This is a genomic window from Sediminibacillus dalangtanensis (assembly GCF_017792025.1).
Classification (GTDB): Bacteria; Bacillota; Bacilli; order Bacillales; family Amphibacillaceae; genus Sediminibacillus; species Sediminibacillus dalangtanensis.
In genome coordinates this window covers 2,810,526-2,824,087 of the sequence record NZ_CP046956.1, presented here as the reverse complement: position 1 = coordinate 2,824,087, position 13,562 = coordinate 2,810,526, and the positions used below count along the sequence as shown (strand labels likewise).

Sequence of the window (13,562 nt, the reverse complement as noted above, 5' to 3'; positions counted from 1 at the left end):
GTTAGCGAAATGCCGAATTCAAAGGTGTGTGCAGGTCTTCTAAATCCTTTACAAGGGTAACAGGAACATTGGCGGCATCCATCAACTCGATGATTTCTGATGAGCTGCTGATTGATTTCAAACCTAGAAAATAGTCAGCATGCGGAGCAGTTGCTTTTATCAACTCTACGGTCTGTTTATCCTGTCGTTTGGTTTCGGCCACATGCAGAATGATGACCGGTAATCCCCTTAATTCCGCTTCATTAAGCAATTGCTTGGTCCTTTCCATTTCCTCTGTAAATGTCCTGTTTCGGTATTGCAGCCCATATGGACTACTGCCGACGATGATGACGAGCGTACGATAATCGTAAAGGTCCGATGCCAAAGCACGTGGCCGGTAGTCTCCTTCAAGATGTAAATCCTCCGCGATTTTGGCCAACAACAAATTTTCTGGCGCTTGCCCGGCGGAAGTGAGCAAAACGCTTTCTTCGCCGATCGGTGCTGGTAAATTCGGATACGAGTTGATAGCGTTCGTTGCATCCTGGCCACCGAAGGGAGAGGCAGCCAGCAGGAAACCGACGACGAAACAACCGATGACAGCGCTTGATTTTTTCATGTCTGTACCTCCAGTTTCCAACAAAACAAGGTAAAGCCAGTCCCGGCTTTACCTTTAGTTTACACGATTTCCAGACTCGATGGACATCCAATTTAGCCATCCAAGATACTTGTCTTAGAACGCTTATTGCTTAAGTCGTGGATCCAATGCGTCACGCAAACCGTCGCCGAATAAGTTGAATCCTAAAACGACCAGGAAAATGGCCAATCCAGGGAAGGCGACCACCCAAGGGGCAGTCTGTAATGCAGCTCTCCCATCACTGAGCATTGCGCCCCATTCCGGTGAAGGAGGTTGCGCCCCCAGGCCAAGAAAACTAAGACCGGCAGCATCAAGAATGGCTGTCCCAATGCTGAGCGTGGCCTGGACGATGATTGGTGCGAGACAATTCGGCAAAACATGCTGGAACAGAATCCGGTTGTTTTTAGCTCCGATCGCTCTCGCTGCTTCAATGTATTCCGTTTCTTTCACGGATAAAACGGTGGAACGGACGATTCGTGCGAACTGTGGGACGCCGACGATGCCGATGGCAATCATCGCATTTGTTAAGCTGGCCCCTAGCACGGCGACTAATGCGATGGCCAGCAGGATGCTCGGAAACGCCATCAGGATGTCGATCACGCGCATGATGACCTGGTCGACCCAGCGGCCGAAATATCCGGCGATGCCGCCGAGCAAAATCCCGATTACTGCAGATATCCCGACGGCAATCAACCCGATTTGAATGGAAATCCGCGTGCCATATACAATCCGGCTGTAAATATCTCTCCCCAACTCATCTGTACCGAGCCAGTGATCGCCAGAAGGAGCGAGGTAGCGGTCAAGCAATTGCTGATCTGTCGGGTCGTGGGTAGCCACGACGGGTGCCATTGCTGCCACGACGAGCAAAAGCAAAATGATAAGCAGGCCGATAAAGGAAGTCTTGCTTCTTATCAATCTGCTAAAAGCATCGAGCCACAGACTGGAGGACTTGGGTGTCGCCGTTGTTTTCGGCTCTGGCACTTCCGGTGGTGTCGGAGAAGTTTGTGGTATTGCTGCCATCTTAACATTCACATCCTTTCTTAATCGTAGCTGATCCTCGGATCAAAATATTTGTACAATACATCGGTGATCAGATTAACCAGAACAAAAATAACAGCGATAATGAGAATGGAACTTTGGACAACCGGGTAGTCCCTTCCCATGACTGCCAGGTAGACATAACGGCCGATCCCTGGCCAGGAAAAGATGGTTTCTGTCAGTACTGCTCCGCCAAGCAGGAGGCCGAATTGCAGGCCGATGACGGTCAATACCGGGAGAAACGCATTTTTTAGAGCATGCTGGAAAACGATCAGATGGCGGGCGAGGCCCTTGGCGCTTGCCGTTCGTATGTAATCCTGTTTCATTACTTCGAGCATGCTGGACCGTGTCATCCTCGCAATGATTGCCATCGGTATGGTTCCGAGTGCGATCCCGGGCATCAGCAAATGGGAAAACACATCTTTAAATGCTGCCCAATTGCCGGTAATCAAGCTATCCAGCAAATAAAAATTGGTGATGGTATGAAGTTCAATGTCGTTCGAAATTCTACCAGAGGCAGGCAATATATTCAGTTTGACGGAAAACAGCCAAATCATCATCAAACCAAGCCAGAAAATCGGCAGGGACACACCGAACAATGCTCCGCTCATACTAAGATTGTCGAACCAGGAGTACTGTTTGACTGCAGCGATTACCCCTGCCAATATCCCGACAACCATGGCCAATATCATGGCAAAAACCGTTAATTCCACAGTAGCAGGAAGTCTGCTCGCAATTTCAACGCTTATTTCTTCTTGGGACTTTACCGATTCCCCTAAATCCCCTTGAAGGATTTTTCCTACAAAACGGCCATATTGGACGACATAAGGATCATTCAATCCTAGTTCCTCCCTGAGCTGTTCCAGCTGGGATTCCGTCGATTTCTCACCAAGCATGCTCCTTGCCGGATCGCCTGGTATCAAATGAATCAACGAGAAGGTCAGGATCGAAACCCCGAGAAGGACAGGAATCAGCATGACCAGTCTTCGCAAAATATATTTGAGCATCACTTTTCCTCCTTTCCATAATAAGGGTGAAGATGAGAGAAGTTACCTTGGCTGCAGCCAAAGTAACTTCTGGACAGGATTCATATAAGACGGATTAGCGACTGATATCCAGGAAGTTGAACGGTTCGCTTCCAGTCGGGTGCGGAAGATAATCGACTACATCCTTGCTGGCTGCAAGGGGTGGTGTCGTATGGGCGATCGGGAACCATGGCGCATCTTCGTGGATGATTTCCTGTGCTTCCATATACAGCTCCGAACGTTTTTCCTGATCCATTTCTGTCTGTGCTGCTTTTAACAAGTCGTGCACTTCATCGCTCTTGTAAAAAGCAACGTTTCCTGCAGAGCCCATTTTGGCATTGTCTTTATCAAGCAATACGTACAGGAAGTTGTCAGGGTCCCCGTTGTCCCCGGTCCAGCCAAGGAAGGCCATATCGTGCTCGCCGTTTTCCGTGGCAGCGAGATGGGTATCCCAGTCGTTCTCCACGATTTCCACTTCTATATTAACTTCTGCAAGCATTTCCTGGATTGCCTGTGCTGTAACTTTCGGCTGCGGCAAGTAAGGACGTGGATTGGCCATGGAATAAAGCTTTACTTTGAATCCATCAGCATAGCCTGCTTCAGCTAACAGTTTTTTTGCTTCTTCAATATCGTAACCATAGTCTTCAATTTCGTCATTGTACCCCCAAAGGGAAGGCGGCATCGGATTTTTGGCAGCTTTTCCCACTCCTTCGAACAAGGTCAGCAATTTTTCCTTATCGATTGCCAGGTTGATGGCCTGACGAACTTCTTTGATTCCCATCGGGCCGTCTTGGTCCGTGTTCATTGCCATATAACTTACGTTCATCGACGGTCTGCGGATGATTTGCAGATTCTCATCGGACTCCGCTTGTTCAATATCCTGTGGATTCAGTCCGTTCATGACATCGATGGATCCGGATTGCAGCTCCATGAAACGGGCACCGTTATCTGGAATTGTCCGGAAAATGACTTTGTCGACCTTTGCCGGCTCATCGAAATAATCATCGTTTTTCACGACCGTAATACTGTCGTCCTTCACCCATTCTTCAAATACAAACGGACCAGTCCCGACCGGATTTTTGAAGTAGTCTTCTCCATATTCCTCGACCGCTTCCGGACTTGCGATACCAAATGGCGGCATGGCAAGGGTGTAAAGGAATGGGGCATTCGGTTCGGATAAGGTGAATTGTACTTCGTAGTCGCCGGTGGCTTCGACCTTTTCAATGATGCCTTTCAAATTATCTTCCGTCGCACCGAACATGTAGCCATAGTAAATGAAGTCGGCAGAAGTAGCCCAGCGCTCAAAGTTGAATACTACATCTTCGGCAGTAAAATCGCTGCCATCATGAAATGTCACATCATCGCGCAGCTGGAATGTCCATACCAATCCATCCTCGCTTGTTTCCCAATCTGTAGCCAGAGAAGGCCTTACCTCGGTGCTGTCCTCTTTGTAACGGACCAGCGTATCATACAACTGGTTGGTGACATAGATGGATTCACCGTCGGTAATTTTCGAAGGGTCCAGCTGAACAGAGTCTGCGCCGCGTCCGAAAACGAGTGTTTTTTCGCCATCGTCACCACTTTCTGTGTCGTCACTGGCTTCGGCTGTGTCGTCCCCGGTATCCTCCGATCCGGCTTCGTCACTGCTGCAGCCACTGGCAATCAATACAACGAATAACAACATGCCAAAAAAAGTCCATAGTACTTTCTTGTTCATTTTTATCCCCCTTAAAAATTTTTATATAGAATTGACGCAGGAGTCAGTACTCAAGCGCCACTTCTTTCACAAAATGACAAGCAGCCTGCTGACCTTCCGGAGAAACTTGTTTAAGCACCGGGTTGACTTTACGGCAGATTTCCTCTGCGTACGGACACCTGGTGTGGAACTTGCAACCCTCTGGCGGGTTGGAAGGAGACGGAAGGTCCCCTTTAATGGTGATTCGTTCCCGTGTTACTTTCGGGTCTGCTTCCGGAATTGCCGACAGCAATGCCTGGGTGTACGGGTGCTTCGGGTTTGCATAAAGCTCCTCGACTTCGCCGATTTCGACGATTTGGCCCAGATACATGACCGCGACACGGTCACTGATATGATGCACGACACTCAGGTCGTGGGCGATGAATAGGTAGGTCAATTGGAATTCCTCTTGCAGCTCTTCCATCAAGTTGATCACCTGAGCCTGAATGGATACATCGAGAGCTGAAACTGGTTCATCGCAAATCACCAATTCGGGGTCCAGTGCCAGGGAACGGGCAATCCCTACGCGCTGTCGTTGACCACCGCTGAATTCATGGGGATAACGTTGTTTATGATAGGAACTGAGCCCGACGACTTCGAGCAGTCGATCAAGTTTCTGCCTCCGATCTCCTTTCGGCATTCCGAAGATTTTCATCGGTTCGGTGATGATTTGTTCGATTGTTTTTCTTGGATTGAGAGATGCGTAGGGATCCTGGAAAATTAATTGCATGTCGCGCCTTAGCTTTCTAAGTTTTTCGCCGCGGTAGCCAGTGATATCTTCCCCTTTAAAGCGGATTTCCCCGGAAGTCGGTTCCAAAAGTTTTAAAATCGCGCGTCCGGTGGTCGATTTGCCACATCCGCTTTCTCCCACAAGTCCCAGTGTCTCCCCTTTGTTGACATGAAAGGAAACATCGTCTACGGCCTTGACGGCTCTCTTTTCCTTTTCGAATAAGCTGCTTCCTTTTATCGGGAAGTGCTTTTTCAAATTATTTACTTCCAATAAAGGGCTCATTCCGACACCACCTTTTCTGCATCTTCTTCATATAACAGGCATCGGACATGGTGATTTGCAGCTTGTTCTGTCCATGCTGGGTCATGACTTAAACAGCTTTCCGTTGCATGACTGCACCGTGGCGCAAAGCTGCATCCTCCGGGAAGGGACCGCAAATCAGGAGGAAGCCCTTCGATAGCAGCCAATTTTTCTTGTTTGGATGCGATGCGGGGAATCGAATTCATCAATCCCACCGTATAGGGATGCTTTGCCTGTTCAAACAAGGTATCCTTGTCTGTGTATTCGACAGGTTTTCCAGCGTACATGACCATGACTCGGTCGCAAACCTCTGCCACAACGCCAAGGTCGTGGGTGATCATGATAATGGCCATTCCCATTTCCTTTTGCAGTCTGGCCAGCAAGTCTAATATTTGCGCCTGGATGGTAACATCAAGGGCGGTCGTAGGCTCATCGGCAATCAAGACCTCGGGGTTGCAGGCCAGCGCCATGGCAATCATCACCCGCTGCCGCATACCGCCGCTAAATTCGTGCGGATAGTTTTTTAAGCGGCCCCGCGCTTCCGGGATTCCGGCTAAATCAAGCAGTTCGACAGCCCGCTCTTTTGCCTGTTTTTTGTTCATTTTTTCATGGACCAAAATCGTTTCGACCATCTGTTTTTCTACAGTGAATACAGGATTGAGAGAAGTCATCGGATCCTGGAATATCATCGAGATTTCTTTACCCCGAATCTTCCGCATTTGCTTTTCGGATTTTCTTAGCAAATCTTCCCCTTTAAATAAAATTTCGCCATCGACTATTTTTCCGGGAGGGGAAGGGATCAAATTCATGATCGACATGGCGGTGATACTTTTCCCTGATCCGGACTCTCCGACAATCCCGAGTGTCTCACCGGGACTGATGGCGAATGAAACGCCATCGACAGCTTTAACAACGCCTGATTTGGTGAAAAAGTGGGTATGTAATTGATTGACTTCCAAAATAGGTGTTTTGGAATTCATGCTCGACCTCCTTACTGGTTGGTTAGTGTGTGTTTTCTTCGAAGATCCGAGAATATAATGGATGTTTAACAAATCGGACTTTTCTGAATTATCTACTTATTATACATACTATGACGGGCCTGTGGAGTTTTTCTCATTTTTCTCATAAAAAATCTGTGACAGAGTGGAAAAGAAAGGGCGATTGGGAGGTAGGGAGGTATATGGGAGGATAGGAGATGAAAGGATAAGAGCTGAGAAGGTAGACTGTCGATGGTTTTTTGGACAAACCGAGCAATTGTGAAGGGGAGAGAAGTTGAGCAGGTGGATGAAGATCTTTTTACTAGTATTTTGGTGTTTATTCGCTCTTCATTGTCGTGATGAAGATTGTTTTACTAGCATTTTGGCTTGAAACCGTACTTCATAGGGTTGATGAAGATGATTTTGCTAGCAATTCGGCGTAGAACCGCACTTCATAGGGTTGATGAAGATGGTTTTGCAAGCATTTCGGTGTAGAACCGCACTTCATAAGGGTGATGAAGATGATTTCGCTAGTATTTTAGTGTTGATTCGCACTTCATAGGGTTGATGAAGGTGATTTTGCTAGCAATTCGGCGTTGATTAGCACTTCATAGAGGTGATGAAGAAGGTTTCGCTAGTATATCGGCGTGGAACCGCACTTCATAAGCATGATGAAGATAGATTCGCTAGCATTTTAGCCCGGAACCGTTCTTCATCGTTTGGATGACGTTCTTTCTCTCGTTTTTCAGCCTCGATTCGACCATTAAATTTATTGGCTAGAATGGATGTGAAAACCTACATAGTTGCTCGCAAAACATAGTGGAAGCCACGGAAGAAAGGAAGCATCACACCGCTATTAATACTACTTCTCCCATAAAAAAAAGACTTCCTTCAAATTACTTGAAGGAAGTCCTTTTGAAATACGCGCTCGGAGGGATTCGAACCCCCGACAGACGTGGTACCGGAAACCACCGCTCTATCCGACTGAGCTACGAGCGCAAAATAATAGGGTTATTCGGTGCTGATATTCAGCGCCGACTGACAACGACTATTATACGTCATATAATTTTTGAATGCAAGAGGTAAAATATAACCTATTGAACAGGCAGCGAGAACTAAACAAATTATTGCTGTCGTTTTTGCTGTTCAAGCTGGTTGATGGCTTCGTCCAGCGTTTGGGATATTTGCAGCACTTCTTGCCCACTCGGATTTTTACTGTATGCTTCATACATTTTAAGTCGCAATGCTTCGATTTTTTCTTCCAGTTCCCGCAAATAAACCATAATTCCCTCCAAGAAAAGTGTATCACGATATGTACTTCCCTTGATCAACAAGAAAAAAACAACCAAAAAATAGACCTGTGCACGACTTGGTACACAGGTCTATTTCGCTTGTCTGTGTTTATTTATCAAGGGGAGGTGTTGAGTGTACATATGGAGGAGCTGGTTTCAGTTCCGGTTTTCCTCCAAAGCCTACTGGCTCGCTTTCATATTGAAAGTCATGGCCGTCAGGCGCATTGCCAGAAGCCCAAATACCGCGTGCACTATCCTCTCCTTCAGAAAAGTTATACAGTTTATGGGAGAAGTCCAATGCTTCCCATTCTGCTGGTACGGTGGTAGGAGTGATTTTGCCGCCCTCTTTTTCTTCTAATTCCTGCAGGGCTGCCATCCATTGGTTTTGGTGCATGGTATCTCTGGCCAGCAGGAAGGAAAGCATGTCTTTGACACCGCGGTCTTCCGTCAATTCATAAAGTCGGGCAACCTGCAGTCTTCCTTGCGATTCAGCGTTAAGATTGGCACGCATGTCTGCCATCAAGTTGCCGCTGGCAATGATATATCCTGCACTCCATGGGACGCCTGCACTATTTTCCGGAGTGGCTCCGAGTCCGGAAACAATCGCGTGATGCGGGTTCATACCGCCCATAATTGCGCCGATTACAGGGTCTTCAGCCGCTTTTTCCTGTTCGTTGATTGGCGCTCCATCCAGTAAACGTGCAACCATGGTGGCAATCATTTCAACGTGGCCAAGTTCTTCTGCACCAGTGTCCATGATCAAGTCTTTATACTTTTCGTTTCCGCGCGTGTTGAAGCCTTGGAAAAGATACTGCATCGCTACGGACATTTCACCGAATTGTCCACCTAAGATCTCCTGGAGCTGCTTGGCAAAGAGTGGGTCGGACTTTTCTGGTTTTGCATGATACTGAAGTTCTTTTCTGTGAAAAAACAAGTGAAAAACCACCTTTTTAAGTAATTTCGTCTGCTTTCTTCTGACTTCGATATCGCTGGCGGGCCCGTCCTATCGCGACAGTTAACATCTTCCCGCAAGTAACGGGAAATAAACGGTTTATTCTTATTTTTTCTTAATAATAATTTTAAAAAATGAAATAGGCAGAAAACCTGTTGACAGGTTTTCTGCTACATGCTAGAATTCTGGTTACAATCAAAACGGAATATTGCGAATACTTATCCAGAGAGGTGGAGGGACTGGCCCGATGAAACCCGGCAACCTTTAAGCCACGGCTTAAAAAGGTGCTAATTCCTGCTGAGCGAAAGCTTGGAAGATAAGGAGTGAATTGATAACCAATGCCTCTCTATCTTCTGGAGAGGCATTTTTTTATTGTGTAGGAAATTTATAAATTTAACTGTCTGTGGATCATTATTGGCTGAACCAGCCACATCCAGCTCCAGCGCTTACCCCCTCGAGGTCTTAAGCCCACCCTCTGTGTGGCAAAAAGCGCCAAGCCGAGGCTATTCTTAAGCTTGTCGGAGGCCCAAACGATGTGGGTCATGCAGGCGTTGCCACAGGACGTGGCGACTCTAGCCTGTACTCCTTTAAACAGGCGCTTGCGCTTTTGTCCTGCCTTCCTGGACAGTTAACTGGGAGGCAAACAACTGGAAAAGTGATAAAGAATATCCATATGGGTTCGCTGTGGCGAATGGATTGAGAAATGAGCAAATCAATTGAAAACAAGAAAGGTGGTGGATCCGTCGTATGGAAGTGAAAACAGCTGTTGAGAGGAAGACCGGTACTGTCAACATAGGAGAACTCGAGTTGGAATCCGGTACCGTGATCCAGGAGGTTGAGCTTGCCTACGAACGGGTTGGATTGGCCGAGGGACCGGCAATCCTAGTCTGTCATGCATTGACCGGCAGCCAACATGCAGCTGGTGACCAGGATATGCCAGGCTACTGGGCAGAAATGATCACCCCTGGGGGCTTTATCGATAGTGATCGGTTCCAAGTTATTTCATTCAACGTATTGGGCGGCTGCAATGGTTCGACCGGACCGCTTAGTCTAGACCCTCGGACAGGAGAGCCCTACCAGGCCAAGTTTCCGTTTATAACGGTCCGCGATATGGTCCGTGCCCAACAGATGGCACTTGAAAAATTGGGTATCGACCATTTGACCGCAGTCATAGGCGGGTCGCTCGGCGGGATGCAAGTATTGGAGTGGGGAGTGATGTACCCTGACAAAATGGACCGTTTGATCCCATTGGCTGTCACGCCGTACTTGACCGACTATGCGATTGCATTTAACAATATCGCAAGGCTTGCCATTCTTCATGACCCGAATTGGAACAATGGCAATTATACCGAAGGAACCATACCGGAGAGTGGATTGAGTCTGGCACGTATGGTGGGGATGATCACATACCGATCGGGAGATTTGTTCAATGAACGTTTTTCCAGGAAGCAGCGTGCCCCTGCCGGGAACTTCCACGATGAAATTGCCTATGAAATCGAATCCTATCTTGATTACCAGGGGAAAAAGCTGACCAAACGTTTTGATGCCAACAGTTATTTGTATTTGTTGAAGGCGATGGATACCCATGATATCGGGCGTGGTCGCGACGGTTGGCAACAGGCCGCTTCCCGGATTGAAGCACCGGTAACGGCGCTGGGTTACAGCGGGGATTTGCTGTTTCCGCCGGGTTCGCTGGAACAGTTCATCGACCAGTTGAAACAGAATGGGAAAGAGGCAGAATACACGTTGATTGATACCAGTTTCGGGCATGACGGTTTTCTGGTCGAATTTGAAAAATGGGGAAGCATTATTAAATCGGGATTGGAAAACTAATACACAAAGACAAGACAATTTAATATGGACTCTTATCCAGAGAGGCTGAGGGACTGGCCCGATGAAGCCCGGCAACCTTCAAGTCGAATTGACTTGAAAGGTGCTAATTCCTGCAGGAGTAATCCTGGTAGATAAGAGGAGAGATTGTGTGATCAGTCCTCTTCTTATGAAGAGGGCTTTTTGTTTTGGCTGATAAAAAGTTAATTAACAGGAGGAATAGAAACATGGCAAATACTTATGATTTAGAAACGTTATCACTTCACGGCGGTCAGTCCCCGGATCCGACAACAGGGTCGCGAGCTGTCCCAATCTATCAAACTACTTCCTATGTGTTCCACGATACAGAACATGCAGAGCGGTTGTTCGCTCTCGATGAACCGGGAAACATTTATTCCCGTTTGGGAAATCCGACTGTAGATGTTTTTGAAAAACGGCTGGCTTTGTTGGAGGAAGGCGTGGCGGCAGTCGGTGTATCTTCCGGTATGGCAGCTATCACATTATCGATTCTTAACCTGGCCAGTGCAGGGGATGAAATTGTAGCTGCCACCAACTTATATGGCGGTACGTACAATTTGTTCTCGACCACCCTGCCGCGTTATGGCATCAAGGTAAACTTTGTCGATCCGACCGATCCTGAAAATTTCCGCGCGGCGATTACCGATAAAACCAAAGCAGTGTATGGAGAAATCATCGGCAATCCCAGTCTGCACGTGCTCGATGTCGAAAAAGTTGCGGGAATCGCCCATGAACATGGGGTGCCGCTGATCATTGACAACACCTTTGCTACACCACATGTTTGCAAGCCAATCACACTTGGAGCAGATATTGTCGTTCACTCGGCAACCAAATGGATTGGAGGGCATGGCACTTCGATTGGCGGGGTGATCGTCGATGGTGGAAGATTTGATTGGAATTCGGAAAAATACCCCCAGTTTACGGACCCGGATCCGAGCTACAATGGCATCCGCTATGCCGTGGATTTCGGAACATTGGCGTTCAGCACCAAAGTAAGGGTGCAGCTGCTGCGTGATTTCGGAGCTTCGCTGAGTCCTTTCAACGCTTTTTTGCTGCTGCAAGGCCTGGAAACTTTGCATCTGCGCGTTGAACGGCATAACCAGAATGCGGTGGAGCTTGCCCGTTACTTAAAGGACCATCCGGCAGTGGAATGGGTGTCCTATCCAGGATTGGAGGAGCATCCGTCCCACCAGCAAGCAAGTGAAACCTTGCAGCACGGGTACGGTTCAATCGTCAATTTTGGCATTAAGGGCGGGAAAGAAGCAGGCCGCAAGTTAATCAACAATGTGGCTTTATGGTCGCATCTAGCCAATGTCGGAGATGCCAAATCGTTGATCATCCATCCGGCCTCCACGACCCACCAGCAGCTGTCACCGGAGGAATTGGAACGGACCGGAGTCAAAGCGGAGCTCGTCCGGCTGTCGGTGGGGATCGAGTCGGTGAGAGATTTGATCAACGATTTGGATGCAGCATTGGCAAAAGCGACGGGGCAACAAAAGGAGAGCGGACCAGAAATCGTCATCAACGATGAGGGAGTAATCCGCTGGGCATTGCAGTCCCCGACAGAACGGGTCGAAACCGACGGGAAAGAAACACAGCGTCAAAAAACATTGGCGATTGTTGGACTGAGCGGCAAAGAGGCGAGACCAAGCCATCGCCTGGCTAGGAAAATGCAGCGGCTTGGCTATAAAATCATACCGGTGAATCCACGGGAAACGGAAATTTTAGGAGAAAAGGCATACCCAGACTTGAAAAGCATTCCGGAACCGATCGATATCGTCCAGGTATTCAGAAGTCCGGAAGCCGCAATCGGAATCGCCCGCGAAGCAGCGGAAGTCCGGCCGAAAATTTTCTGGCTGCAAGAAGGAGTTGTTTCGGATGAAGCGGCCGAAATTGCCAGAAATGCTGGGCTTCAGGTGGTCCATAACCGCTGCACGTACAAAGAAGCGCAGCGCTTACGTGGAACGATTACGACTTACGCCTGTGAAATATAAAAATCATACCAACGACGAGGAGGATACCCATGAATCGCATCCCATTGATAGATATAAGAAGTTTTTTAGCTCTGACGGCTTTGGCGGTGATTATTATCGTTACTGCCGGCTGTTCATCGAGCGCAAGTTCGGAAGGAGCGCCAGATAAGATACGGCTTGACTATGCGTACTATTCACCGACCAGCCTGGTGTTGAAAAAATTCGGCTGGGCAGAGGAAGAATTTGAAGAAGAGGGCATCGACATAGAATGGGCACTAAGCCAAGGGAGCAATAAAGCCCTGGAGTTTTTGAACAGTGACAGCGTCGATTTTGGATCGACTGCCGGAGCGGCAGCGTTGATGTCCAAAGCAAACGGAGCGCCGATCAAGAATGTGTACATTTATTCAAAACCGGAATGGACTGCATTGGTCACAGCGAAAGATTCCGGGATCACCAGCCTCGAAGATTTGAAAGGAAAGAAGGTTGCCGCCACGCTGGGAACCGATCCCTACATTTTCCTGCTACGTGCTTTGGAAGCTGAAGGTGTTCCGGCAGAGGATGTGGAAATCGTCAATCTGCAGCACGGTGATGGCGCATCCGCCCTGACATCCGGGCAGGTGGACGCATGGGCCGGGCTTGACCCGCATATGGCCCGTTTGGAACTCGAATCGGATGCAAAGCTTTTTTATCGGAATCCTGACTTTAATACGTACGGTTTCCTGAATGTCCGCGAGGAGTTTGCGGAAAAGCATCCGGAATACGTTGACCGTGTGATTAAGGTGTACGAAAAAGCAAGAAAATGGGTCAAGGAGAACCCGGAGGAAGCTGCCGAGTTATTGGCTGAAGAAGCAGAAATCAAAGAGGAAGTCGCAGTCAAACAACTGGAACGTAACGATTTTTCCGAGCCTGTTCCCGGCAAAGTACATCGGGACGCATTAATTGAGGCTGGAAAAGTGCTACAGGAAAGCGAGACGATTGATCCGGAAGCCAATATTGAAGAATTGACAGACGAACTGATCGACCCATCTTTCGCGGAAGAAACCATATCGGAATAAAAAAGTCAGAGAGGAGGACCAGAC

The 13,562-nt window shown here is 48.1% G+C and carries 11 protein-coding genes, 1 tRNA gene and 2 riboswitches; of the genes, 3 read left to right on the top strand and 9 right to left on the bottom strand.

Annotated elements, in window-relative coordinates; genetic code table 11:
- Position 1: 1 nt before the first annotated feature.
- The 9 genes from ERJ70_RS14175 to ERJ70_RS14135 form a co-directional block, all read right to left on the bottom strand.
- Positions 2-595, bottom strand: a complete 594-nt coding sequence (locus ERJ70_RS14175) for a DUF6305 family protein (protein ID WP_209365470.1) — start codon at positions 593-595, stop codon at positions 2-4.
- Positions 596-718: 123 nt separating this feature from the next.
- Positions 719-1,633 (bottom strand): nickel transporter permease, encoded by a 915-nt coding sequence (nikC, locus tag ERJ70_RS14170; RefSeq protein ID WP_209365469.1) that lies wholly within the window; start codon positions 1,631-1,633, stop codon positions 719-721.
- A gap of 20 nt (positions 1,634-1,653) precedes the next feature.
- Complete coding sequence (locus tag ERJ70_RS14165) at positions 1,654-2,658, bottom strand: ABC transporter permease (protein WP_209365468.1); 1,005 nt, start codon at positions 2,656-2,658, stop codon at positions 1,654-1,656.
- A 94-nt stretch (positions 2,659-2,752) separates the two neighbouring features.
- Complete coding sequence (locus ERJ70_RS14160) at positions 2,753-4,393, bottom strand: ABC transporter substrate-binding protein (RefSeq protein ID WP_209365467.1); 1,641 nt, start codon at positions 4,391-4,393, stop codon at positions 2,753-2,755.
- A gap of 43 nt (positions 4,394-4,436) precedes the next feature.
- Positions 4,437-5,423, bottom strand: a complete 987-nt coding sequence (locus ERJ70_RS14155; protein ID WP_209365466.1) for an ABC transporter ATP-binding protein — start codon at positions 5,421-5,423, stop codon at positions 4,437-4,439.
- Positions 5,420-6,421, bottom strand: a complete 1,002-nt coding sequence (locus tag ERJ70_RS14150; protein WP_209365465.1) for an ABC transporter ATP-binding protein — start codon at positions 6,419-6,421, stop codon at positions 5,420-5,422. Before ERJ70_RS14150 ends, ERJ70_RS14155 begins: the two co-directional genes overlap by 4 nt.
- 920 nt (positions 6,422-7,341) lie before the next feature.
- Positions 7,342-7,417: transfer RNA gene (locus ERJ70_RS14145), tRNA-Arg, on the bottom strand.
- Positions 7,418-7,542: 125 nt separating this feature from the next.
- Positions 7,543-7,701, bottom strand: a complete 159-nt coding sequence (locus tag ERJ70_RS14140) for an aspartyl-phosphate phosphatase Spo0E family protein (protein WP_209365464.1) — start codon at positions 7,699-7,701, stop codon at positions 7,543-7,545.
- A 118-nt stretch (positions 7,702-7,819) separates the two neighbouring features.
- A complete protein-coding gene (locus tag ERJ70_RS14135) occupies positions 7,820-8,644 on the bottom strand; it encodes a manganese catalase (protein WP_209365463.1) in 825 nt (274 codons plus the stop codon).
- A 233-nt stretch (positions 8,645-8,877) separates the two neighbouring features.
- A riboswitch (SAM riboswitch) is annotated at positions 8,878-8,985 on the top strand.
- 424 nt (positions 8,986-9,409) lie between these two features.
- On the opposite strand from ERJ70_RS14135, the gene metX reads away from it, so the two are divergent.
- From metX to ERJ70_RS14120, 3 genes are all read left to right on the top strand, one after another.
- On the top strand, positions 9,410-10,495 hold the full coding sequence (gene metX / locus ERJ70_RS14130; RefSeq protein ID WP_209365462.1) for a homoserine O-acetyltransferase MetX: 1,086 nt from the start codon (positions 9,410-9,412) through the stop codon (positions 10,493-10,495).
- 29 nt (positions 10,496-10,524) lie between these two features.
- Positions 10,525-10,633, top strand: a riboswitch (SAM riboswitch).
- An 86-nt stretch (positions 10,634-10,719) separates the two neighbouring features.
- Entirely contained in the window at positions 10,720-12,504 is a 1,785-nt protein-coding gene (locus tag ERJ70_RS14125; RefSeq protein WP_209365461.1) for a PLP-dependent aspartate aminotransferase family protein, read from the top strand.
- A 29-nt stretch (positions 12,505-12,533) separates the two neighbouring features.
- Positions 12,534-13,538, top strand: a complete 1,005-nt coding sequence (locus tag ERJ70_RS14120; RefSeq protein WP_209365460.1) for an aliphatic sulfonate ABC transporter substrate-binding protein — start codon at positions 12,534-12,536, stop codon at positions 13,536-13,538.
- Positions 13,539-13,562 lie beyond the last annotated feature (24 nt).